We start from the raw sequence: 21807 nt of genomic DNA, 5'->3' as shown, positions 1-21807 counted from the left end.
ACCTCAGGCGGGTTCCACGGTGAGGGTGATCGTGGTCCACGCCCCGACGTGGACGCGGTCGCCGCTGCGCAGCGCGACCGGCTGCTCCGCCGGGATCAGGTCGTCGCTGTCGTTGAGGCTGGTGCCGTTGGTGGAGCCGAGATCGGTGACGGTGAGGCCGGTCGGGGTCAGGTGCAGCAGCGCGTGCGCCCGCGAGACGCCCGCGTCGGCGGGCGCGATGCCGAGATCGATGTCGGGGCGCAGACCCTGCGAGACGCTGCGCTTGCCGATCAGGATCTCGCTGCCGTGCAGAATGATTCGGCGCGGCGGGTAGTACGCGGGGAACTCCACGCGATCCGCGTCGGGGCCTTCGCGCGCAAGCACGCGGTCGTAGAAGGCGCGATCGGCGGTGACGGTGGCGACCCAGGTGACGGTCGGTGGCCGCACGGTGGCCGAATCGGCGACCTCCGTATCGAGTTCGCGCGGAGCGGGTTCCGGTGCGGGCAGCGCCGAATCGTGCCCGCACGCCTCGCAGAAGCGGCCGCCGCTCGGCGCGCCACAGGCCGGGCAGCGGGGCGCGGCGACCGCTGTCGGCGCCGCGCCGATCGGCGCTCCGCACACATCGCAGTAGTCGGCCGCCGCCGACTCGTGTCCCTCCGGGCAGGTGACCATCAGGACTCCTTGCGTACCCGCGCCGTCTTGGTGGAGCGGGCGTCCAGTGCCATCTCGTCCTCGGCCGCGACGCGCGACCGCAGCCGCACCGTGCCGTTGTGCTCGTCCACCTCGACCACGCCGCGTAGCAGCTTCGCGGTGCTCTCGTTGCCCGACTCGGCGGCCAGCTCGACCGCGCGCCGCAGTTTGGCCGTCGCGGTCTCCACGTCACCGTTCTTGCGGGCCGCCAGTCCCTCCTGCACGGCGTCGGCGAGCTCGGCCTGACCGGTGTAATGCGCGACGCGCCTGCTGATTCGGGCCGACAACTCGGTCTCGGTGGTCCACACCGCCCGCACCAGACCCTGTCCGACGACCTCGTCGCCCGCGAGCACACTGACCCGCGCCGCCAGCTTCTCCCGACCCGGCGCGGCGGGCTCCACCCGCACCTGCACGTGGTAGTCGCGCTCCTCCGCGCCCCACGCGCCGAGCGAATACTCCCCCACCTGCGGGCCCGCTTCGACGCGGCGAGCCGTCAGGTCCTCGATGGCGGGCGCGACCTGTTTGACGAAGCGCACCGTCGCGCCGACCGGAGTCCAGACCCGCAGTGTCAGTTCGGGAATCGCCTTGGCCATCGAGGTGTGCGTCATGGCCGTGAAGTCCGCGGCCAGGTGCGCCGGATCGGCGACGATGTCGACGGTGCCGTGCAGCGCCGAGGCGATGGCCCGCAATTCGTCCACCCGCCAATCGGTTCCGACGCCGCGGCAGTCGCAAGTGAACATGCCCTCGGACTGGGCGATCTCGGCGGCGAGGGACTCCGGCGATTCGTGCTCGTTCTTGCCGTCGGTGAGCAGGATCGCGTGCACCATGGCGCCCTCGTGCTTGGTCGCCAGTTGCCGGGCCAAGCCGAGCCAGGTGCCCATGGCGGTGCCGCCGTCGGCGCGCAATTTGGCCAGCTTGCGGCGCGCCGCCGCGCGCGTGGTCGCGTCCGCGGGCACCGAGGGCACATCGGTGGGAAAGACCAGGCGGGCCATGGACGTGCCCTGCACGATCGCGAAGCGGGTGCCGTCGGGGAGCGCGTCGATGGCGGCCATGGCGGCGCGGCGGGCGCCTTCGAGCTTCTTGCCGTTGCCCATCGACCCCGAGCTGTCGATGATCAGGATCTCCACCCGCTCCGGCGGCGGACCGGCGGCGACGAAATCGGCGCCGGTCTCCACCGAGACCACCGCGTCGACCGTGCTCGCACCTTCCGCGAGGTACTCGTTCTGGTCGACGACCACCGAGATGCCGTTGGGGGCAACAGAATTCACAGTACTTCTCCTGGCTGGTCGATCAGGGCACCCGCGCGAGCGCGACGGTGATGTTGTCGCTGCCCCCGCTGCGCAGCGCGAACTCGGCGAGATCGCGGGCCGCCTGCATCGGCTCCGCGGCGGTCGCGAGTGCGGCGAGCGCGTGGGCGTCCGGCTGGTAGTTCCACAGGCCGTCGCTGCACAGCAGCAGCAAGCCGGGACCGCGGGTGCGGAAGACCCGCACGCAGGTGTCCGACCACGGCCGATCCCCCGAGTCCGCGCCGAGCCAGCGCAACAGGGTGTGCGCCCTCGGGTCCTTCATGGCGGCCTGCTCGTCCATGGCGCCCGCGTCGACGAGGGCCTGGGCCCAGGAGTCGTCCACGGTGAGCCGCTGCGAGGGCGGGATGTCGGGCGCGCCGGGCGCGGGGACGAGCCAATACCCGCGGCTGTCACCGACATTCGCCACCGTGATCTCGACCGTGTCGGCGTCGTAGCCGCGCACGATGGCCGAGACGTACGTGCAGGAGGGCGCGTGGCTCTCGTGCACCGCGATATCGCGCACCGCCTGCGCCGCAGCGGCGAGTCCGGCCAGCGCGGCGTCGGGGGCGTCTTGTCCTTCGGCCAGCGCGGCGAGCGTGGCGTCCACGCCAGACCGGGAGGCCGTGCCGGAGGCCGCCTGCGGATCCTCGGAGGTGGACACGCCGTCGCACACAACGATGACGACGGCACTCGGTCCCGCCCCGCCGTCCACCACGGCGGCGGCGACCGAGTCCTCGTTGCGCGCGTGCGCGACGCCTCGGTCGGTGACCACGCACACCGCGCCCAGGTCGGCCTCGAAACGATCACGCGGAGCGCGCAATTGGCCGCAGCCGCGGCAGTACCCGTCCGGGTCGTAGTCCTGCGCGCCGCAGGCGTCGCACGGCCGCGGTGTCGCCGACTCGGACTCCGGATGCGGCAACGCGACTCGGCGCGCGCCCAGTTCACGCCCGCAGGCCTCGCAGTACCGGTCGGTGCTCGAGACGCGCTCCCGGCAACCGGGGCAACGCGGCGAAACGCTCGGCGGTTCGGCGGGTTTCGCCAAGGGCATGGTCGGCACGGTGTCCGCCGGATGGGTCGGAGCTTCGCTCACAGGTGGGGTCACGTAGGCACTCACGGTCGAAGTCGGGTCGGGTGGGGTCGCGCTGGGGTCGGTGGGGCTTTCTGTCTCCGCCGAACTGCCCGGCTCCGTAGGGTTGGTCGCCCCGGTGATGGTTGGCGTGGCGGGTTGGTCGGGAGTGGGGGGATGGCCGGTCGCGTCGGATCGGACGGGCACGGTCGGTTGGTCAGGTGCGACCGGTTGGCGCGGCTCGGCGGGGCGGTCCGGCTCGACGGGAGGCCGATGCGGGGTGGACGGTGTGGGCTCGCTCGGCTCGGCAGGCTGGTCCCGGTTCACAGCGTGGTCCTCGGGCGAATGGCGTTGGCGCGGTCGACCAACTCGAAACGGGTCCACATGTCGTCGCTCTCGCGCGCCAGGTCGCGGAAGCAGCGCTCCAATCCGGTGCGCACGCCCTCCTGGTCGAACGGGACGCCTAGCAGTGGCGCGTGGTTCGTCGCCGCTCTGCCGCCGTCGAGCCAGGCCAGCGCGGCGTCCAGCACCCGCATCCGCACCTGTGCGCCACGGCGTTTGGAATCGAGCGCCAGCGCGTCGACCCGGCCGCCCGCGTCACGGAGTACCGCCTCGGTCAGCTCGGCGGGTCCGCGTTCGGCGAGCAGCGCGTCCACCGCGGCCACGCGCGCGTCGGTGTACAGCGACGAGGACCGATCCACTTGGTCGAGGGCCGCGACCGCGCCGTCTCGGTCGCCCGCGCGGCGGCGCACCCGCGCCAGACCGAACACCGCGGCGGCGAAGGCGCGGTCGGTCCGCCAGACGGTGTCGTAGTAGCGCCCTGCCCCGGCGCCGTCGGCGGTGAGTTCGGCGACGGCGGCCAGCGCGAGCTTGGGCGCCGGTTCCCCGGGCAGCGCCGCGTACACGGCATCGAATTCGGCTCGGGCGGCGGCGAAATCGCGGGCGAGCAGCCTGGCTTGTCCGCGATACCAGGCCAGCCGCCAGTCACCGGGCAAGCGGTCGGCGAGGTCGGCGAGCCTGCGCTCGGCCTCGGCCGGGTCACCGGTGTCGAGCGCGGCGCGCACCAGGCGCAACGGGATCTCCACCGATTCGCCGCGCCCGGTGACCACGGAACGCAGCCCGTCCGCGAAAGCGCGCTCCAGTTCGCCGGGCGTCGTTCCCGCCGTCGTGGCGAGCAGCGCGGCGCCGCTGTCGCCCGGATCGACCAGCGGCACCGGCAGACCGGCCACGATGTCCTCCGGCGCGACCGCCACGTCGACGCCGACACCGAAGACCGCGCGCGGCGGCCCGAAATACGCCGACATGCCGGGACGCGGTACCGCGTCGTCGGCGCTGAGCACCTCGCGCAGCACGCCGGTCAGCTGATCGGCCACCTCTTCCATCGAGGCGAACCTGGCCTCGGGATCGGCGTCCGTGGCGCGCGCCAGGAACCGGTGCAGCGAGTCGTAGCGTGCGAGCAGGGGCTCGGCGTCGGGCCCAGGTAGCGCGCCGAAATGCCCGTTCTCCTGCGGGACGTGCATGATCAGCACCGCGAGCGTGCGGCCGACCGTGTACACCTCGGTCGCGACGGTCGGACCGGTGGCGGCGATCTCGGGCGCCTGATACCCGATGGTGCCGTAGATGGCGCTGTCCTGATCGTCCATGGCGATCACCGCGCCGAGATCGATGAGCTTGAGTTGCTCGTCGGTCTGCATCACGTTGTCGGGCTTGAAGTCGCAGTAGGCGAGACCGAGCGAGTGCAGGTAGCCGAGTGCGGGCAGCATCTCCAGAATGTAGGCGATGGCTTGCGGCACCGGCAGGTATCCGCCGTCGGTGTCGCGCCGATCGCGCAGGATCTGCTTGAGCGAGGTGCCGCCGACGAACTCCATGACGATGTAGCCGACCGCGACGCCATCGGGCCCGGCGTGTTCGACGAAGTTGAAGATCTTGACGATGCTCGGATGCTCGACCTCGGCGAGGAACCGCTTCTCGGCGACGGCCGCCGCCATGGCGTCCAGATCGCCGGAGTTGAGCAGACCCTTGAGCACAACCCAGCGGTTGCCGACATTGCGGTCGGTGGCCAGGTAGATCCAGCCGAGCCCGCCGTGCGCGAGGCAACCGACCACCTCGTACTGGCCGCCGACCAGGTCGCCCGCGCTCAGCTTGGGGGCGAAGGAGAATCGGGCGCCGCAGTTCGGGCAGAAGCCCTCGGTGCGGCCGGGCACACCGTCCCGGCCGCGGCCGACCGGTCGTTCGCAGGCGCCGCAGAAACGCTTCGACTCGGCGACCATCGGGTCGGCGAGAACGGCCGAAGTGGGGTGGATCCTCGGCACCCGAGGCACCTCGACCATGCCCGCGCCGAGCCGTCCGCGCGCGCTGGGCTTGGACGAAGTCGACCGTCCGGTCCGCACCGAGCGCGCTGATCCCCGCGCGGTGCCCGCGGACGTGCGTGCCGAGGCGGCGACGGTCGCGGCGGGCGCGGTGCCGCACGTCTCGCAGTAGCCGCCGGATATCGTTCCGCCGCAGCCCGGTTCGGCGCAGGTGTTGGCGTTCCCGGGTGCCGTCGACCGCCCTGATTCGGGTGCCGTGGCAACCAGCGTGGCGCCCCCGGACTGCCCTGATACGGGTGCCGCGGCGCCCGCCGACTGCCCGGCCGTCGCGCCGACGGCAACCGGTGCGGTCCCGCACACCGTGCAATAACCGTCCTCGACGGCCCCGCCACAGCCTGGCTCGGTGCAGGTCATGATCTCCTCCCCGATTTCCGCGCGACGATGTGTTGGTAGTCGGCGACCGCGCGGGTGGCCGCCGCGAGATCGCACGGCCGGTGCGCGAGCAGTTCGGTCGCGATCCGATGGCTCGCCGAGAGCTCGTCGTCCTCGGCGAGCGCCAGCCTGGCCGCCTTTGCCCGATACGCGGAGAGTCGGCCGCGCAGCTCGGCGCGGCGGTCCAGCAAGCCCTGGGCGAGCTCGGCCGCGTCGGCGGCCGCGTTCGTCGCCGCGGCGATCCGGCGGCGCAGATGCAGCAGTTCCGCCGCCGCGCCGGATTGGGCGGCGAGGGCGGCCAGTTCGGCGTCGAGTTCCTTGTGTTCCGCGCCGGGCGACGGCAGCGGCCCGGTGCGGATCTTGCTTTCGGCTTCCGCACGCGCGCGATCGGCACGGGCCTCGGTCTCGGCGAGCACGGTCAGCCGGTCACGGGTCGCCGCCACGGCGGCCGCCCAGTTCGCGGTGATCGACGTCAGCTCGGCGAGCACGTCGGCAGCGCGGTCCAGGCGCGCGCCGATATCGGCGAGGCGGGCGTCGATCTCGGGCGGTGTCAACGCCAGCGGATCGGTGGCCGAGCGGCGCAACAGCTCGGCGATGGCCGCACCGATGTCCGGTAGTTCGGCGGTGGCGCCTGCGCGGTCCAGCCGGTCCTGGAGCGGCGCGAGCCCGGACAGCACCCGGTCGTTGACCGCGCCGACCTCGTCGAGGAAGGCGGCGATCCGGGGAAAGGTCGCGCGCATGCGATCCACCGTGTCGGCCACCCCGACGAACAACACCTGTTCGCCGGGTCCAGTGAGCGACCGCTGCGCCAACGGAATCGGTGTGCGCGAGGCCTCGTGCGGCCGCCCGTACAGCAGCGTGGTCAGTTCCGCGCGCGCCTCGGCGTCCAGCCGGGACCGGGTGCCGCGCACGGTGCGCGCCGAGTCGAGGATGGTTTTCAGCCTGGCGAAGTCCTGCCACATCAGGTCCAGCTCGGCGCGGATCGGCGTCCACCGGCGCTCGGTGAGACCGGTGGGCGGAAACCCGCGCAGCAGGGTCAGTCCGGGATGCCGGTCCAGTTCCAGCATGGTGGCGGCGATCGCGTCGAATTCGGCGCCGCGGGCGGCCAATTCGCTGTCGATCTCGGCAAGGGTGCGTGGCTGCATGATCACCCGGCTCACGTGGTGTACCGGGTTTCCGGCGGGCCTGGCGAGGGACCGAGCGCGCTGAGCCGCGCGGCGTAGATGCGCTGCCAGGTGCCGTCGGTGCGTATCCGTTCGAGCACCGCGTTGACGAAGCGCACCAGATCGGGTGCGCCCTTGGCCACGCCGACCGCGTAGGCGCCGGTCCCGATGGGTTCGCCGACCACCTCGAGGTTCCGGTCCTGGGCGACAAGGCCGAACAAGATCGGGTCGTCAGCGCTGATCGCATCCACGTGGCCCTGTTGCAGCGCGGCAAGGCAGTCGGTCCAGTTGGCCACGCCGAACACCGTGAGTCGCTTGGGCAGCGCGAACAGCGGCCCGGAGGCGGTGGTGCCCTTGGTGACGCACACCCGTTTGCCGCCGAGGTCCGCCCCGGACCGGATGCCGGAGTTCTTCGGCGCCAGAATCCGCTGCGCCGCACGGTAGTACACGGCGGAGAAGTCGACGTCGCGGCGGCGTTCGCAGGTGGCCGAGAAGGTGCGCACGATCAGGTCGACCTTGTTCTCGCGCAGCGCGGAGATGCGTTCCTCGGCGGTCACCGAGCGCAGTTCGATCCGGTTCGGGTCGCCGAACAGCGCCCGCGCGATCTCCCTGGCGATATCGATGTCGAAGCCCTCGATCTCGTTCGTGGTGGGATTGCGGAAGCCGAACAGGTAGGTGTTCTGGTCGACGCCGACCCGGATCCGGCCGTTGGCCACGATCGCGGCCATCGGCGAGCCCGCGGGCATCACGCCCGGCGGCGGCAGCGGGCCGGGGCGCAGGCTGGCCTCGGCATCGCACTCGTCCTCGGCCTGCCCGGGCGTGGTGATCTCGGCGAACTCGGGCGGGGCCGGATTCACCGCGGCCGCGGGCGGTGACGCGGGCACCGAGGCGTCGGTGCTGCACGCGACCAGCGGACTGAGCGCGGCCAGGGCGGCGACCAGCGCGAAGAGCCGTCTTGTCACAGGAACTCCTTCAGCCGCGGCCACAATCCGACGACCGCGGCGCCCGCCGCGAACAGCATCAGCAGCAATACACCGGAGGGGCTCCAGCTCAGCGCGTCACCGGCGGCGTCGACACCGCCGCGCAGGTCGCTGCGCACCCGCTGCACATCGGCGAGCAACGATTCGTCGAGTTGGGCGAACCGGGTCGCCGATGTCTCCGGGCCTGCGCCGATGGCTTGGTCGACGGCCGCCGGATAGTCGGCCGCCTGATACGCCGCGAGCTGGCGGCGATGGCCCGCGGTCCAGCCCTCGAAGCGCAGGGCCGCGGGCGAATCGGGGCCGGTGACCGTCACGAGTCGGTCGCGCAGCGCCGCGGTGTGGCGGGTGAACGTCTCCTCGCCCGCGGCTATGTCACCGCGGGTGATCAGCTGCAATGTCTCGGCCGTGCGGGCCTGCTGCGCCAGAATCCTTGCCTCGGCGAGGGTTTGGAAGCGGACGGCCGCGCCGTCGTCGCCGGTCTCCAGTGCCGTGGCGGCCACCGAGGTCGCCAGTACGGTCCACAGCAGCGCGACCCCGGTCGCCGCCGCCGCGGCGACGAGCCCGGGGTTGACTCGCCGGTTGGTGCGGCGCAACAGGACGAAAGAGCCCGCGCCACAGGCGAACAGCACCAGCAGCAGGGCCGTGATCGTGGTGAACGGCAGCGCGCCGATCGCCCGCTGGTCCTCGTGCACGGCCGCGAAGCGAACGGCGCTGAGCTCCTCGGCGTTCTTCAACAGCGAATCCTGCATCACCTCGGAGGCTTCGCGCAGGTACGCCGAGCCGACCGGGAAGCCTTGCCGATTGTTCGCCCGCGCCGTCTCGACGAGGCCGGTGTAGGCGGGCAATTCGGCGCTGATGGCCGCCACGATGCGGCGGGTGCGCTCGTCGGAGGCGCCGGCGGTGGCCTGGGCCAGCGCGTCGGCCGCGTCGGCGAGCGCCTGCTGGTAGCGCGCGCGCACCTGCGGCGTTTCGATGCCACCGGTCAGGAACGCCTCGGCCGCGGCGGCGTCGGCCGCCGAGAGCGAGACGTAGAGGTTCTGCGCCGCGTAGGCGAGCGGCTCGGTGCGAGCCAAGGCGGCGTCGCGGCGGTCGAGCTTCCCGCTCAACTGGTTCGCGCCGGTGAATCCGGCGAGCAGGCACAGCGCCATCGTCGCCAGTGCGAGCGCGCCGATCAGTCCCGGTGTCGTGCGCGCGAAGCGCCGCACCCACGCCGCCCCGTCGCGCGCGGTCGCCGGAAGGCGAGGTCCCACACCGTCCCCCCTTCATCTACCCGGCCGGTGTCTCCGCACGCGATAGTACGGTAGGCCGCTGCGATCCGCTCCCCCTTGCCTTTCCGGCCTCGCGACCGCACAGCAACAGGCCGCCGATCCAGCTCGCTCGCGAGTGTCAGTCGCCGCCGAACGCGCGGAAACTCAGGTAGCTCGGACAGTCCGGGCGCAACAGGATGCGCTGCCCCGCGATCTGGCGCCGCTTCCACGGTGGAATCAGATGGCGCGGGAAACTGGTGGGGCTGACCGCGACTCGCAGCCGATGCCCGGCGCGAATCAGCGCCTCGGTGGGGTTGATCTCGATATCGATCTCGAAGGCCTCCCCCGGCGTCACCGGAAGCGCGGAATCGGCGGTCATGGGGTGCATGGCGAAGAGCAGTTCGCCCTCGGCGTAGTAGCTGTCGGCGGCATCGATCGCGCGCAGCGTCGACAGCAGCGCGCCGCGGGTCAACGGCGCCGACACGCCGTCGGGGCGCACATCGCACACGGTGACCGACCAGAAGGCGTCCTCGCCGTCGACCGCGGCGAGCAGGTGCAGATTCATCGGACCGGAGAGCACGGTGTCGGTCTCGAACGGCGCGCTGGTGAAGGTGAGCGCGGTGGCCTCGCTGCGCCGGTCGTCGTTGCCGAAACGGTCACCGAACAGCAGCGCGACGCCCATCGTCATCACCGCGGTGTTGTTCGATGCCGCGCTGACCCGGCCCGTCGGCACCGTCAGTGGGTACTCGGTATCCGTTGGCGCGGTGGACAATCCGCCGTCGGCGGCGGCGTGCGACGCGGTGCCGCTGGGATCGGTGGTGAGGTAGAGCCTGCGCACGCGCGTCGCCGGATCCGGGTATTCGTCGCGCCGGATCCAGCGTCCGTCGCCCTGTCGGCGCACCGTCACCGGTCCGTACCGGTCGATTCCGTTGTCGATGCCCTTGACCCAGCGGTCGAAGAACGCGCACTGGAGTTCGTCGAGCGCCTGCGGGTTGCCTGGATCGCCGAAGCCGGAGCCGGGCGTGAGGTGGTAGGAGTCGTCCACCAGGATCTGCTTGGCTCCCGGCGCGACCGGAATCCGTTCGTAGATGCGGAAATTCGAGCGGTTGTAGACGTCGTGCCAGCCGCCATGGATCCAGGTGGGGACGTCGATCTCCTCGAAGTGCGCCAGCCGGGCCGCCCACTCCGGATTGAGGTAGCCGTCGGGGTGGTCGATGCTGACGGCGATCCGGATGGCGCGGCGCACCCAGTCCGAGCGCGCGGTGATCCGGTCGCGCAGATAGTGGCCGAGCAACCCCTCGCGCACGAGCCCGGGCAGTGCCGGAATCCGTCCCGCTCCGTGCACGAACAGGATCCACGCGAGCATGCCCGGCGTTGGCACCCCGCCGGTCAGCCCGAGTTCGCGCACCGGGTTCTCCCCCGCCTCGATGGCGAAGACGGCGGCGAGTCCCTCGGGGCGCAGGCCAGCGGTGACGAGCGCCGCGATCGCGCCGTAGGAAAGACCCGTCACCGCAACGCGGCCGTCGCACCAGGGCTGTTCACGGACCCACCGCAGCACCTCGAGATAGTCGCGCTGCTCCCGAGGGCCGAAGAAATCCCAAGTGCCCGTGGAACTTCCGGTGCCGCGCACGTCGACCATCAGCCCGACGTACCCGCGCGACACGGCGGTACGGTTGATCGCGAAAGGCTCGAGGACGCCGCCCGCGGGTGTGCGCAGCACGTCCCGTGCGGTCATCCTGGCGCGGTCGGACGGCGCGATGCGGCCCGCCAGCGCGCGCAGTGCCCGATTCGCGCGCATGCCGTGTCGGTTGAGCATCTTGTTGTAGGCGGTGAAGTTGATCAGCGCCGGGAGCGGTTCGTCGGTCGGCCGGGAGCGGTCGCCGGGGCGCAGGATGTCGGCGCTGAGGACCGCCCCGTCGGACATGGGGATCGGAACCGTCACGGCCGCGTGCAGTTTCGGATAGCGCTCCGGTCCGATGTCGAATCGTGCGTCCGGCGGCGCGCCCGCAGTGCTGGTCAGCGGCTCGACCATGGTGATCCTCTCTCCGAGGTGGGTGAACGGTCAGCGGTCGCGCAGCACCCCTGGCTTGTCGACGTATCGCTGCATACCCCAGTTCAACCCGCGCATGGCGAGGTTGTAGGCGGGCGGGAAATAGCGCTGGGCCCAGTGCCCGATGCGAATGTCCTGCGAGGTGTAGATCAGATACCTGTTCCGCTCGACCCCGCGCACAATGGATTTCGCGGCCTGCTCGGCGGTGACGGCGTGCCGCAGGAACAGTTTCAGCCCGCGCTGCACCGCCTCGGCCTCCCGGTCGACGCCCGCGATGTCCACCCGGTTCACCATCGGAGTCGACATCGCGCCAGGGCACACCAGGCTCACGCCGATGCCGTGCCTGCGCAGGTCGAAGCGCAGCACCTCCGAGACGCCGCGCAGTCCGAATTTGCTCGCGCTGTACGGCGCGTGCCACGGCAGGCCGAACAGGCCGGCGGCCGAGGACACGTTGACAAGGTGGCCGCCGCGTCCTGCCTCGATCATCGGCGGCAGGAACTCCTCGATGACGTGGATAGGGCCCATCAGGTCGATGTCGATGGTGCGCCGCCACTGGTCGTGGGTGAGCCGGTCGACGGTGCCCCAGGTGGCGATGCCCGCCACGTTCATCACGATGTCGACGCTGCCGATCTCGTCGTGCACCTTGGCGGCCAGCGCGACGACGGCGGTGTGGTCGCTGACGTCGAGCGCTTCGGCAACGCGCACGGTGGCGCCCGCCGCGCGCAACTCTTCGGCGGTACGCCGCAAGCCTTCCGCGTCGATGTCGGTGAGAATCAGTGACGCGCCCTTGGCCGCCACCGCGTGCGCGGTGCCGCGGCCAAGACCGCTGGCCGCCCCGGTGATCAGGCAGCTCTTGCCGTCGAACTTCGTCATGGCTAGACCATAGTGTTCACGAACATCATTGTCTATGAATCGGACACGATCCGTCCCAGACGGAACCGACCGCTCGACCGCGCGGCCGGCCAAATCCCGACTTCGGAGCAGTTGTAGCTCAGCGTTTTTCGTACAGCAGCAGATCGACCACCCGCAGGATCCGGTCGAGGTCGAAGCGCTCGGGTTCGGCGAGCATCTGCCGCGCGAGGGTCTGCACGGCACCCTGCACGATCTCGACGAAGACATCGAGATCCACCTCGTCGGCGCGCTCTTCGACAGGACGGCTCGTCAGCCAGTCGCGCAGCAGCCGACGCAGCGGTGCGCGCAGTTCGTCGCGAGCCCGCTCGATCGGTGCGCGCAGTGCGGCGGGCACCCCGTCGATCGGGTAGTAGACCAGCCGCCAGCTGTCCGGTACGGAGCGCAGATCGCTCAGGAAGCACGTCAGTGCCGAGAGCAGCGCCGCTTTGGGATCGGCTGGCGCGGCGCCGCTCTCGGTGACGTGCGCGGTGGCGGCGACCATGCGGGCGGTCTCGCGCGCGATGAGGTCGCGAAGCAGGTCGTCGCGGTTGGCGTAGAGGTCGTAGACCACCGGGCGGGTCACGCCGCCGCGCTCGGCGACCGCCGCGATGGTGACCTCGGCGAATCCCGACTCGGCGAGGATGCGTAAGGCCGTGTCGAGCAACTGTTCTCGCCGGTCGGCGGGTTGCAGGCGCTTGGCGTATCTGCGGCGCGGCCGCGCGGCGTCGCTACTGGCCCGCGCCATCGGAAGCCTCCCCGTCTCCGGTCATCGCCACCGCTCGGCGCGCGACCCAGCGCAAGGTCGAGGCGATCGCGTCGCGGCGTTGCGTTCCGCCCTCGGCGAGCAGCAGGCGTGCGGCGGTCTCGCTGGTGCTGATGGTGGTGTAGCTGACGAGTTCGGCGTCCAGTTCGCGGTCGGTCATGGCGGCGATGATCCGGATCATGGCTTCGGAGCGCTCGCGCAGCGCCATCCGGCCGCGGGCCACCCGTTCGTGCGCCGAGGGCGGCAAGGCTTCGTCGCGCATCAGCACGAACCGCCACGTGTCTGGCGCGGCGAGCACCATGTCCAGGAACAGGTCGGCGGCCTTGGCCGCGATCTCGGCGGGATCGGCGCCGGGCTGGATCTCGGGCAAGGCCGCGGCGGCCATCGTCAAAACGCGCTCCTCCTCCCGGTCGAGCAGGGCGGTGAAAAGGCCTTCGCGATCACCGAATTCGGCGTACAGGGCGGGTCTGGTCAGGCCCGCGGCTCGTGCGATGGCGTGCATGCTCGCTTGGGCGTAGCCCTCGCGGAGGACGAGATCGCGTGCGGCGTCGAGGATCTGGTCGCGTCGCGCTGACACCTTCGCCTCCATCGTGGTCGGTCGTCGAGCGTCAGCACTCCCCCAGCGAACTGGTCACTCGATTGAAACAGTGTACGCAGGCGGTGGCTCGCCGGGTGGACCACTCTCGAACGTCACGCTTTCGCACCTCGGCTTGCCTTCGGGGACAACCGGTTTCGTCGAATTCTACGGCGGCGATGTCGGCTCGGAGGTAAATTGACGTCGTTGTATTTGCGTGTGACGTGCGTTACTTCCAGCCAGTAGAAGCGCCTGTCGTCACATGTGAACGTGCCGTCGGGCTACCGGTTTCCGGGGGCCGGCGGGCGACCAGCGCCGAGGCGGATCGGCGTGCGCAACGGGGGACGCAGGGAGGAACCATGAGTGAGGCGCCGCCGAGCGTCACGGACGCGGGCGCGATCCGGATCGCGCGAGAAAACGTCACCGGCACAGCGGTTTCCAGCGTGCGCACCTTCGGCCGGGCCGTCGATCTCGGCATCGAGTCGGTGCGCGGCGCGTTCGCCGATCTGATCGGCCTGCGCTTCCAGTGGCAGGAGATGCTGCGCCAGGCCTGGTATCTGGTGACCGTCACGGCACTGCCCGCCGTGCTGATGGCGGTGCCCTTCGGCGTGGTGGTTTCGGTGCAGGTCGGCAACCTGATCCATCAGCTGGGCGCCGACTCGATGATCGGCGCGGCGGGTGGGCTCGGCGTGATCCAGCAGGGCGCGCCCATCGCGACCGGTCTCCTGCTCGGCGGGGCGGGCGCCTCGGCCATCGCCGCCGATCTCGGCGCGCGGACCGTGCGCGAGGAGATAGACGCGTTGCGCACCATGGGAATCAGTCCGGTGCACCGGCTGGTGATTCCACGGGTGGTCGCCATGCTTTTCGTCGCGCCCCTGCTCAACGTGCTCATCATCTTCGTCGGCGTGGTCTCCGGCTACGCGGTGGCGATCAGCGCGCAGAACGTCACGCCGGGCAGCTACTGGGCGACGTTCGGCTCCTTCGCGGTCGTCGCCGACGTGTGGATCTCGCTGGCCAAGGCCATGCTGTTCGGGTTCCTGGTGGTGATCATCGCCTGCCAGCGCGGGCTGGAGGCCAGAGGCGGTCCGCGCGGCGTGGCCGACGGCGTCAACGCGGCCGTGGTGATCTCGGTGGCCTCGATCATCGTGGTCAACCTGGTGATCACCCAGATCGTGACGATGTTCCTACCGCTGCGGGTGGCCTGAGATGACCGCGACACCGTACGCGCCAAAGGGTTTGGTCTGGGCCTATCGCGCCGTCCGCAACCGCGGCCGGATCCTGGCGCCGGTCGAGAACACCGGCTTCCTGCTCGGTTTCGTCTTCCAAGCGCTCTGGGCGATACCGCTGACGCTGCGCCGCTACCGCGCCCAGACGTTGCGCACCATCACCGACATGACCTGGGGGCGCGGGTCGGTCATCGTCGGCGGCGGCACCGTCCCGATGCTGGTGGTGCTCGGCGTCGCGATGGGCGCGGGCGTCGGCATCCAGTCCTTCGCCGCGCTGGACCTGATCGGACTCGGACCCGTCACCGGTGTGGTGTCGGCCTTCGCCAACACCAGGGAGCTCGCACCGATCGCGGCGGCGGTCGGGTTCGCGGCGCAGGCGGGCTGCCGGATGACCGCCGAGATCGGCTCGATGCGCATTTCCGAGGAGATCGACGCCATCGAATCCCTCGGGCTGCGCTCGGTGCCTTTCGTGGTCACCACGCGGGTCATCGCGGGCGCCGTCGCGATCGTGCCGACCTTCCTCATCGCGCTGATCCTGAGCTACCTGGCCTGCTCGGCCGTCATCGTGCTGCTGCACGGTCAGGCGGGCGGGGTCTACAACCACTACTTCTTCCAGTTCACCAGCGGCTACGACGTGCTCGCCGCGGTGATCAAGATCCTGGTCTTCGGCGTCACCGTCATCCTGATCCATTGCTACTACGGCTTTTTCGCCTCCGGCGGGCCCGAGGGCGTCGGCATCGCCTCCGGTCGCGCGGTGCGGGCCAGCTTCGTCGCCATCATCGCCCTGGACATGGTGCTGACCATCGTGCTCTGGGGCGTCGACTCCGCCATCGAATTCCCGGGGTGAGCAGATGCCGAACTACGGACTTCCCGGCGTGCCGATGAGCAGGCGCGGTTCCCGCGCACTCGGCGCGGCCGCGCTGGCGCTGACGGTCGTCGCGGGTCTCACCTGGCGCGCGGGGCTCGACGACCGGCCACCGGACCGCTTCCAGGTCCAGCTGCGCACCGAGCAGATCGGCGAGGGCGTCATCGAGGGCACGCGGGTGCGCTACGACGGCGTCACCGTCGGCGAGATCACCGAGATCGCCGCCGTGGGCGAGGGACGCCAGCTGATCACATTGGACCTCGACAAGACGCAGACGGCAAGCCTGACCGACGCACTGACCGTGGACTACGCACCGGAAAACCTGTTCGGTATCAGCGCTCTCACGCTGCGCGCGGCCGAGGGCGGCGCCCCGCTCGCGGAGGGCGCTCTGATCGATCTCGCCGGAGCGCACGCGGACAAGGTCACCGACGTGACCATGGGCAGCCTGCTGCGCGCGCTCACCGAGACCTCCACTGAGGTGCTCACCCCACGGCTTTCGGAACTGCTCGCCACGGTCAACAGCGAGATGAGCTCGTTCGCACCGCTCTGGGAGGCGATCATCACGCTGTCCCGCGCGGTGGCCGACACCCAGCGCTATCCGGCGCCGTACCTGATCGACCAGTACTCGGCCTTCTTCGGCGGCGTCGGCGATTTCGCCTCGGCGACCTTCCGGCTGCTGCACTCGGTGATGAACATCGAAATCTTCCTCAACGATCGCCCGCGCTACGACGCCACCATCACCATGGTCGTGGACGGTGCGCTGCCGTCGATCGGAACACTCGGTGACGCCGCCAACCGGCATTTGTCCCCGTACACAACGGAATCGACACCGCTCGTCGCCGCGCTCGCCGCCACCGTGCCCGCGCCGGGACGCTCGCGTGCCGAGGTGACGGAACTGATCGATCGGTTGAACCGCTTGTTCTCCGACACCCCCGACGGTCCCGCTGTGAACGTGGCCGTGACTCTGCGTGGGATGCCCGGGCTGGCGGTGCCACTGCTCGGGACGTCCGGCTTCGCGGCGCTCGACGGTTCGGGAGGTGCGCGATGACGACCCTGCCGATCCGAGCGGTGATGTGGCGACTCGGTCTGTTCGCCGTCGCGATGCTCGTGCTGTTGGTCGTCATCGTGCAGGCGATCACCCGACCGGTGGACGGCGAGACCGGTTCCTACACCGCGGAATTCACCGATGTGAGCGGATTGAAGACCGGCGACGACGTCCGGATGTTCGGCGTCTCGGTCGGCAAGGTCGCCGCGATCGAGCGGGCGGGCACCAACGCTCGGGTGACCTTCACGGTTCAGCGCGACCGTCCGATCTACGACTCCAGCGTCCTCGCCATCCGCTACCAGTCACTGACCGGACAGCGCTACGTCGATGTGCGGCAACCGGATCGGCCGGGCGCCACGCTGCCGCCCGGCGCGGCGCTCGGAGTGGCCAACACGGTGCCCTCCTTCGACATCACCCAGCTGTTCAACGGGTTGCAGCCGGTGATCGCCGAATTCTCCCCCGGCGCGCTCAACCAGTTCACCGAAAGCGTGCTGGCGGTGATCGAGGGCAACGGCTCCGGCATCGGTCCGGCGCTGGACGCCATCGAGGAACTCAGCCGCTACACTTCCGATCGCCAAGCGGTGATCGCGACCATCGTGGCCAACCTGCACGTGATCTCCACGCAGGTCGGCGGGCGCTCACCGCATCTGGTCACCCTGATGGAAGGCCTCGCCGACGTCGTCAGCGCGTTCCGGGTGCAGCTCGACGGGTTGCTGGACTTCGCCGCCGCGGCCCCCTCGGCGATGGGACCGCTGAACCGGCTGATGGAAACCCTCGGCTTCACCGAACGCGCCAACCCGGATCTGATGACGGACCTGCGGCTGCTTTTCCCCGACCCGGAGGCCGCGATGGAGCTGCTCGGCAGGCTCCCCGGTCTGCTCCAAGCGCTGAGCAACGTGCTGCCGCCCGCACCCGGCGCGGCGGGACCGGTGCCGATGAGCTGTTCCAAGGGCGCGGTCCAGCTCCCCCAGGTGCTTTCGGTGCTCGTCGCAGGGCAGAGGATCGCGATATGCAACGGATGACCCAACGCCTGCTGAATCGGCTGGCGCCGCACGGTCTTTCGCACGACCGGCACCAGGAGGCGAAGAACGCGAGGGAGTTTCGCCTCGGCATTCTCGGCGGGCTGTTCGTCGCGGCGCTGCTGCTGGCCACGGCGGTGATCTATCTGGTCCCGTTCGGGAAGGCGAGCTACACCGCCGACCTGGTCGAGGCGAACTCGGTGAAGGTCGGCGACCAGGTGCGCCTGGCGGGCATCACCGTCGGCTCGGTGACGGCGCTCGAGCTGGGCGAGACGAAGGTTCGGATGACCTTCACCGTGGACCGCGACGTGTTCCTCGGCGACGCGACCAGGCTGGAGATCCGCATGCTGACCGCGGTCGGCGGCCACTATGTCGCGGTATTCCCCTCCGGCACAGAGGCTCTCGGCTCGCGACCGATTCCGCCCGACCGCGTCCGGCTCCCCTATAGCTTGGTGCGCATTCTCCAGGACGCCGCCGCGCCCGTCTCCGAGGTCGACGGCGAGACGCTGCGCCAGAATCTGGCCGCCCTCCAGCAATCCCTCGACACCAGTCCGGACGCGCTGCGCCAGCTGGGCGCCGCGACGCAGTCGTTCGTCGACATCCTGCGCAGGCAGAACCTCGAGGTCTCGCGCGCGCTCACGGTGATGGACGAGTACCTGCGCACCATCGACGGGAACAAGTCGCTGATCGGCACGTTCGTCCGCGAGCTCGGCACACTGATGACCGTCGGCCTCGGCAAACGCGCCGAGATCGCGTCGGCGCTGACCATCGCCGCCTCGCTGCTGTCCAGGATCGCCGCCGTCGAGCCCTCTTGGCGCGAGGTGCTCGCGCCGCTGGCCGGGAAGCTGCGCGAGTTGCTGCCGCAGCTGGAACAGCTTGCCGCGCAACTGGATGTGGCGATACCGCAGTGGCAGCAGTTGCGCGAGCGACTCGTGGCGATGACCGCTTCGGAGGACGGTGTCGTCATCGATCAGTCGGCGCTCACCGCGCCGGTGTGTATTCCGCTGCCCGGATGGGAGTGCTGAGCGATGAAACGCATTCTGCGGTCACAGGGTTTCGTGACCGTGCTCGGTGCGCTGGTGCTTGCTGCGGTCGCCGCGGTCGCCTACCTCGTGGTGTTCGACCCCGTGAAGAAGACGGTCGCCTACTGCGCCGTGATGCCCGACGCCGTCGGCCTGTATCCGGGCAATCACGTGACATCCCTTGGCATTCCGATCGGCACGGTCAACTCGGTGCGTCCCGAGGGCACGGGTGTGCGGGTGGACTTCGAGGTTCAGCAGGAGCGGGTGTTGCGCGGCGAGGTCACCGCGACCACGGTCTCCGACACGCTGGTGGCCGATCGCAACCTGGCGGTCCTCGGCGAGCCCGGCGCCGCGCCGTGGGACCGGTCGACGTGCATCACCAAGACCTTCACGCCGAAGAGCATCAGTCAGACCCTCCAGGGCTTCTCCCAGCTCGCGGGTCAGCTGACCGGCGGCGGAAGACCGGGCGAGCAGACCAGGATTCGTGACAGCGTCGTCGCCTTCGAAGCCGCCACCTCCGACACCGGACCGGCGCTCAACAAACTGATCACCGATCTCGGCGACGCGCTGCGCGCGCCGGACGCGGCCATCGGACACATCGGCGGGCTGCTCGATTCCTACGGCAGGCTGATGTCGAGCATCGCGATGAACTGGGACGACATCAGGATCGTGCTGCTCGAGGCGAGCGAGGGCATCGCCTTCATCAACGAACTCTGGGGCCGGGTGGTGCAGCTCATCGACTCGCTGCTGGTCATTCTGCCGTGGCTGAACAGCATCGCCCGCGAATACGGCAGACCGATCCTCGGGGCGCTGGACGGCGCGCTGCCCGGCCTGCGGCTGCTCTCGGCGAATGTCGCGACGCTGCGGCAGCTGGTGGAGATGATTCCGCCGATCGTGCAGTTCTTCGAGGAGGTGATCGATCCGGCCACCGGCAGGCCCCAGCTGACCTACGTCGCGCCGAAAGTCGGACTGCCCCGCGAGCAGGCCGACCAAGTCTGTGCCGCGCTCGACGCGGTGCTGCCGGGTCACTGCGATGGAGCCGAAAACGGTTTGGCCGACGTGAATCTCGTATCCCTTGTGCTCGGAACGGTAGGTGCCCGATGACCGTGCGATCCCTCCGCCGCGCCGCGCTGGTCCCGGTGCTGGCACTAGGGCTGCTGTCGGGATGCGGATTCGATCCCGCGCAAGTGCCGGTACCCGGCGCGACGGTGTCCGGCCCCACCTACCAGGTGCGGATCGAGCTGGCCAACGCGCTGAACCTGCCCGCGCGGGCGAAGGTGGTGGCCAACGGCGCGCAGATCGGCAGCCTGCGCGAGGTGAGCGTGGTCGATCCAACGCTCGAGCAGCCGGGACGGGTGGAGGCCGTCGTCGAGATCGCCGAAGAGGTGCGGCTGCCGGTCAGCACCACGGTCCAGCTGCGCCAGAACACCATCCTCGGCGACATCTACATCGGACTCACCACGCCGACAGGCGATTTCGATCGCACCATCCCGCCGGGCGGAACCATCCCACTCGCACGCACCCGGCCCGCGCTCCAGGTCGAGGATCTGCTGGCCGGCATGTCCACCTTCGTCGGCGGCGGCGCGATGCAGCAGATGCAGGACATCGTCAACCGGGTCAACGCGACCCTGCCCGAGCAGCCCGCCGAGACCGCGCGGATCTTCGAGGTCGTCGGTCGCGACGTGGCCGACGTGGCCGCCGACATGGCGGTGGTCGACCGGTTCCTGGACACCATTCAGCGGGATCTGGATGCCGCGCTGGACAATCCGCGCGAACTGGAGGCACTGCTCAGCGAGCGCGGGGCGGTCGAGATACCGGCCGACGCGAAATCGCTGGTTCTCACGCTCGGCGTCGTCGGCGGGCTCGGCATCGTCGGGCACGCGATCGCCTGGCTCGGCCCGCTGCTGGAGGCGAGTGACGCTGCCGCGAAAGCCTTGGTGCCCTTGCTGTTCGCGGATCGACCGCTGGATCTGACCGCGCCGTCGAACCTGAACCGGGTCGTTTCGCTGGTTCGCGACAAGATCATTCCGTTCGTCGAGCGCGGGCCGAAGGTGAAAATCGGCGCGGTGGCGGTGGACGGGGCCGCGACTCCGGTCGCCACCGACGAGCAGGTGCAGCGGATCATCGCCACCCTCAGGATGATCGGAGTCGTGCGATGAACGTCGCGTCCGAGCCCTATCCCGGCTACGTCCCCTCGACGTCCGCGAACGACGAGGTGCTGCGGCGGCTCGGCCCGCTCGCCTCGCTTGGCGCGATCGCGGCGATTCTGCTGATCGGCGTCGGCTACCTGAGCTTCGGCGTGGTGCGGGTCGGCTGGTTCACCGAGCACACCGAGGCCAGCATCACGGTCCCGGATTCCGGCGGTCTGCTGCCGCGCTCCAAGGTCCTGCTCTCCGGCGTCCAGATCGGGCAGATCACCGCGGTGACCCACACCCGCGACGGCATCGAGGTCGGCTTCCACTACGACGCGGAATACCGTGTGCCCGCGAACAGTTCGGTGCGCATCGAGACGCTCTCCGCGCTCGGCGAGCCCTACCTGGAATTCCGGCCGACCACCGCGGACGGGCCGTACCTGCGCGACGGTGACCGGCTGACGGCCGCCTCGGTGCAGCGTCCGGTGTCGATTCCCGAGGTCGCCCGCACCGCGACCCAGCTGCTGGAGCAGGTGGATCCGGCGACGGTGGCCGCGATCATCGAGAACTTCAGTACCGGCCTCGCGGGAACGGAGGCGGTGATCCCGCAACTGTCCAGGGCCTCCGATCTGCTGGCCGCCACACTCATGAGCCGAACGGATCTGATCCGGCGACTGCTGATGGACATGCAGGCGCAGGCCACCGAGATGACCTGGGCGGGCGGCGAATTGACCGCTGCGGCCACGCCGTGGGCGGACTTCGGACCTCGGGTCAGTGAGGTCGCCGCGGCGATCGCGCGCGTCGTGCGGATCGGCGACACCCCGGGCGACTACCTCACCGACACCGAAGACGTGATCGGACTGCTGCCCTTCCTCGACGCGCTCACCCAGAAGCTGGACCTGCTCGGACCCGAACTGCGCGAACTGTTTCCGGTCGTCCAACCGCTGCTCGCACTGACCACCGGCGTGCTCGGGAAGGTCGACCTGGGCAGCCTGATCTCGCAGGCGCTGCACGCCACGACGCCGGACGGCGCTCTGCAATTGCAGATCACCGTTCGCTAGACCGGCC

Annotated in this window: 20 protein-coding genes; 9 read left to right on the top strand and 11 right to left on the bottom strand. The window is 70.3% G+C overall.

Going from position 1 to position 21807, the window contains the following annotated elements; genetic code table 11:
* Positions 1-3: 3 nt before the first annotated feature.
* The 4 genes from CRP45_RS03550 to CRP45_RS03535 form a co-directional block, all read right to left on the bottom strand.
* Positions 4-651: a double zinc ribbon and FHA domain-containing protein gene (locus CRP45_RS03550; protein ID WP_097243753.1), complete on the bottom strand. Its 648-nt coding sequence runs from the start codon at positions 649-651 to the stop codon at positions 4-6.
* Positions 651-1937, bottom strand: coding sequence for a vWA domain-containing protein (locus CRP45_RS03545; RefSeq protein ID WP_097243752.1), 1287 nt, complete (start codon positions 1935-1937; stop codon positions 651-653). Before CRP45_RS03545 ends, CRP45_RS03550 begins: the two co-directional genes overlap by 1 nt.
* Positions 1938-1959: 22 nt before the next feature.
* Entirely contained in the window at positions 1960-3045 is a 1086-nt protein-coding gene (locus CRP45_RS03540; protein WP_245909865.1) for a PP2C family protein-serine/threonine phosphatase, read from the bottom strand.
* 299 nt (positions 3046-3344) lie between these two features.
* Positions 3345-5333: a serine/threonine-protein kinase gene (locus tag CRP45_RS03535; protein WP_425436907.1), complete on the bottom strand. Its 1989-nt coding sequence runs from the start codon at positions 5331-5333 to the stop codon at positions 3345-3347.
* A 16-nt stretch (positions 5334-5349) separates the two neighbouring features.
* Here CRP45_RS03535 and CRP45_RS34410 point away from each other — a divergent pair, with 16 nt between their 5' ends.
* On the top strand, positions 5350-5502 hold the full coding sequence (locus CRP45_RS34410; protein ID WP_245910018.1) for a hypothetical protein: 153 nt from the start codon (positions 5350-5352) through the stop codon (positions 5500-5502).
* Between the two features lie 238 nt (positions 5503-5740).
* On the opposite strand, the gene CRP45_RS03530 is transcribed toward CRP45_RS34410, so the two are convergent.
* The 7 genes from CRP45_RS03530 to CRP45_RS03500 all read right to left on the bottom strand — a co-directional run bounded on the left by CRP45_RS03530 (position 5741) and on the right by CRP45_RS03500 (position 13433).
* On the bottom strand, positions 5741-6922 hold the full coding sequence (locus CRP45_RS03530) for a hypothetical protein (RefSeq protein ID WP_245909863.1): 1182 nt from the start codon (positions 6920-6922) through the stop codon (positions 5741-5743).
* Positions 6919-7887: a glutamate ABC transporter substrate-binding protein gene (locus CRP45_RS03525; protein ID WP_245909861.1), complete on the bottom strand. Its 969-nt coding sequence runs from the start codon at positions 7885-7887 to the stop codon at positions 6919-6921. The genes CRP45_RS03530 and CRP45_RS03525 overlap by 4 nt, the downstream gene beginning before the upstream one ends.
* On the bottom strand, positions 7884-9155 hold the full coding sequence (locus tag CRP45_RS03520; protein WP_245909859.1) for a hypothetical protein: 1272 nt from the start codon (positions 9153-9155) through the stop codon (positions 7884-7886). The genes CRP45_RS03525 and CRP45_RS03520 overlap by 4 nt, the downstream gene beginning before the upstream one ends.
* A gap of 136 nt (positions 9156-9291) precedes the next feature.
* Positions 9292-11184 carry a CocE/NonD family hydrolase gene (locus tag CRP45_RS03515; RefSeq protein WP_097243750.1) on the bottom strand — a complete coding sequence of 631 codons (1893 nt, stop codon included), beginning with the start codon at positions 11182-11184 and terminating at the stop codon, positions 9292-9294.
* 30 nt (positions 11185-11214) lie between these two features.
* Complete coding sequence (locus CRP45_RS03510; protein ID WP_097243749.1) at positions 11215-12075, bottom strand: SDR family oxidoreductase; 861 nt, start codon at positions 12073-12075, stop codon at positions 11215-11217.
* Positions 12076-12193: 118 nt separating this feature from the next.
* A complete protein-coding gene (locus tag CRP45_RS03505) occupies positions 12194-12838 on the bottom strand; it encodes a TetR/AcrR family transcriptional regulator (RefSeq protein ID WP_097243748.1) in 645 nt (214 codons plus the stop codon).
* Positions 12822-13433, bottom strand: a complete 612-nt coding sequence (locus tag CRP45_RS03500; RefSeq protein ID WP_179830743.1) for a TetR/AcrR family transcriptional regulator — start codon at positions 13431-13433, stop codon at positions 12822-12824. The genes CRP45_RS03505 and CRP45_RS03500 overlap by 17 nt, the downstream gene beginning before the upstream one ends.
* 356 nt (positions 13434-13789) lie before the next feature.
* Between CRP45_RS03500 and CRP45_RS03495 the strand changes: the two genes are divergently transcribed.
* From CRP45_RS03495 to CRP45_RS03460, 8 genes are read left to right on the top strand one after another with little or no spacing between them, the layout of a single operon-like run.
* Positions 13790-14635, top strand: a complete 846-nt coding sequence (locus CRP45_RS03495; protein WP_097243746.1) for an MlaE family ABC transporter permease — start codon at positions 13790-13792, stop codon at positions 14633-14635.
* A 1-nt stretch (position 14636) separates the two neighbouring features.
* Positions 14637-15503 (top strand): ABC transporter permease, encoded by an 867-nt coding sequence (locus tag CRP45_RS03490; protein WP_097243745.1) that lies wholly within the window; start codon positions 14637-14639, stop codon positions 15501-15503.
* A gap of 4 nt (positions 15504-15507) precedes the next feature.
* Positions 15508-16569 (top strand): MlaD family protein, encoded by a 1062-nt coding sequence (locus CRP45_RS03485; protein WP_097243744.1) that lies wholly within the window; start codon positions 15508-15510, stop codon positions 16567-16569.
* Positions 16566-17588, top strand: coding sequence for an MCE family protein (locus CRP45_RS03480; RefSeq protein ID WP_097243743.1), 1023 nt, complete (start codon positions 16566-16568; stop codon positions 17586-17588). The genes CRP45_RS03485 and CRP45_RS03480 overlap by 4 nt, the downstream gene beginning before the upstream one ends.
* Positions 17576-18610: an MlaD family protein gene (locus CRP45_RS03475; RefSeq protein WP_097243742.1), complete on the top strand. Its 1035-nt coding sequence runs from the start codon at positions 17576-17578 to the stop codon at positions 18608-18610. The genes CRP45_RS03480 and CRP45_RS03475 overlap by 13 nt, the downstream gene beginning before the upstream one ends.
* Positions 18611-18613: 3 nt before the next feature.
* A complete protein-coding gene (locus CRP45_RS03470; RefSeq protein WP_097243741.1) occupies positions 18614-19711 on the top strand; it encodes an MlaD family protein in 1098 nt (365 codons plus the stop codon).
* A complete protein-coding gene (locus CRP45_RS03465; protein WP_097243740.1) occupies positions 19708-20766 on the top strand; it encodes an MlaD family protein in 1059 nt (352 codons plus the stop codon). Before CRP45_RS03470 ends, CRP45_RS03465 begins: the two co-directional genes overlap by 4 nt.
* Positions 20763-21800 (top strand): MlaD family protein, encoded by a 1038-nt coding sequence (locus CRP45_RS03460; RefSeq protein ID WP_097243739.1) that lies wholly within the window; start codon positions 20763-20765, stop codon positions 21798-21800. The genes CRP45_RS03465 and CRP45_RS03460 overlap by 4 nt, the downstream gene beginning before the upstream one ends.
* Positions 21801-21807 lie beyond the last annotated feature (7 nt).

The organism is Nocardia amikacinitolerans, from assembly GCF_900215415.1.
GTDB lineage: Bacteria > Actinomycetota > Actinomycetes > Mycobacteriales > Mycobacteriaceae > Nocardia > Nocardia amikacinitolerans.
Note: the sequence above shows the minus strand (reverse complement) of the source record. Positions and strands in the feature narration are given on the sequence as shown.

What these genes read in the sequence shown, in the direction of transcription:
- CRP45_RS03550 (WP_097243753.1), bottom strand. Translation starts at nt 651, where the DNA reads ATGGTCACCTGCCCGGAGGGACACGAGTCGGCGGCGGCCGACTACTGC.
- CRP45_RS34410 (WP_245910018.1), top strand. Translation starts at nt 5,350, where the DNA reads ATGCCCGCGCCGAGCCGTCCGCGCGCGCTGGGCTTGGACGAAGTCGAC.
- CRP45_RS03515 (WP_097243750.1), bottom strand. Translation starts at nt 11,184, where the DNA reads ATGGTCGAGCCGCTGACCAGCACTGCGGGCGCGCCGCCGGACGCACGA.
- CRP45_RS03510 (WP_097243749.1), bottom strand. Translation starts at nt 12,075, where the DNA reads ATGACGAAGTTCGACGGCAAGAGCTGCCTGATCACCGGGGCGGCCAGC.
- CRP45_RS03505 (WP_097243748.1), bottom strand. Translation starts at nt 12,838, where the DNA reads ATGGCGCGGGCCAGTAGCGACGCCGCGCGGCCGCGCCGCAGATACGCC.
- CRP45_RS03495 (WP_097243746.1), top strand. Translation starts at nt 13,790, where the DNA reads ATGAGTGAGGCGCCGCCGAGCGTCACGGACGCGGGCGCGATCCGGATC.
- CRP45_RS03490 (WP_097243745.1), top strand. Translation starts at nt 14,637, where the DNA reads ATGACCGCGACACCGTACGCGCCAAAGGGTTTGGTCTGGGCCTATCGC.
- CRP45_RS03485 (WP_097243744.1), top strand. Translation starts at nt 15,508, where the DNA reads ATGCCGAACTACGGACTTCCCGGCGTGCCGATGAGCAGGCGCGGTTCC.
- CRP45_RS03480 (WP_097243743.1), top strand. Translation starts at nt 16,566, where the DNA reads ATGACGACCCTGCCGATCCGAGCGGTGATGTGGCGACTCGGTCTGTTC.
- CRP45_RS03475 (WP_097243742.1), top strand. Translation starts at nt 17,576, where the DNA reads ATGCAACGGATGACCCAACGCCTGCTGAATCGGCTGGCGCCGCACGGT.
- CRP45_RS03470 (WP_097243741.1), top strand. Translation starts at nt 18,614, where the DNA reads ATGAAACGCATTCTGCGGTCACAGGGTTTCGTGACCGTGCTCGGTGCG.
- CRP45_RS03465 (WP_097243740.1), top strand. Translation starts at nt 19,708, where the DNA reads ATGACCGTGCGATCCCTCCGCCGCGCCGCGCTGGTCCCGGTGCTGGCA.
- CRP45_RS03460 (WP_097243739.1), top strand. Translation starts at nt 20,763, where the DNA reads ATGAACGTCGCGTCCGAGCCCTATCCCGGCTACGTCCCCTCGACGTCC.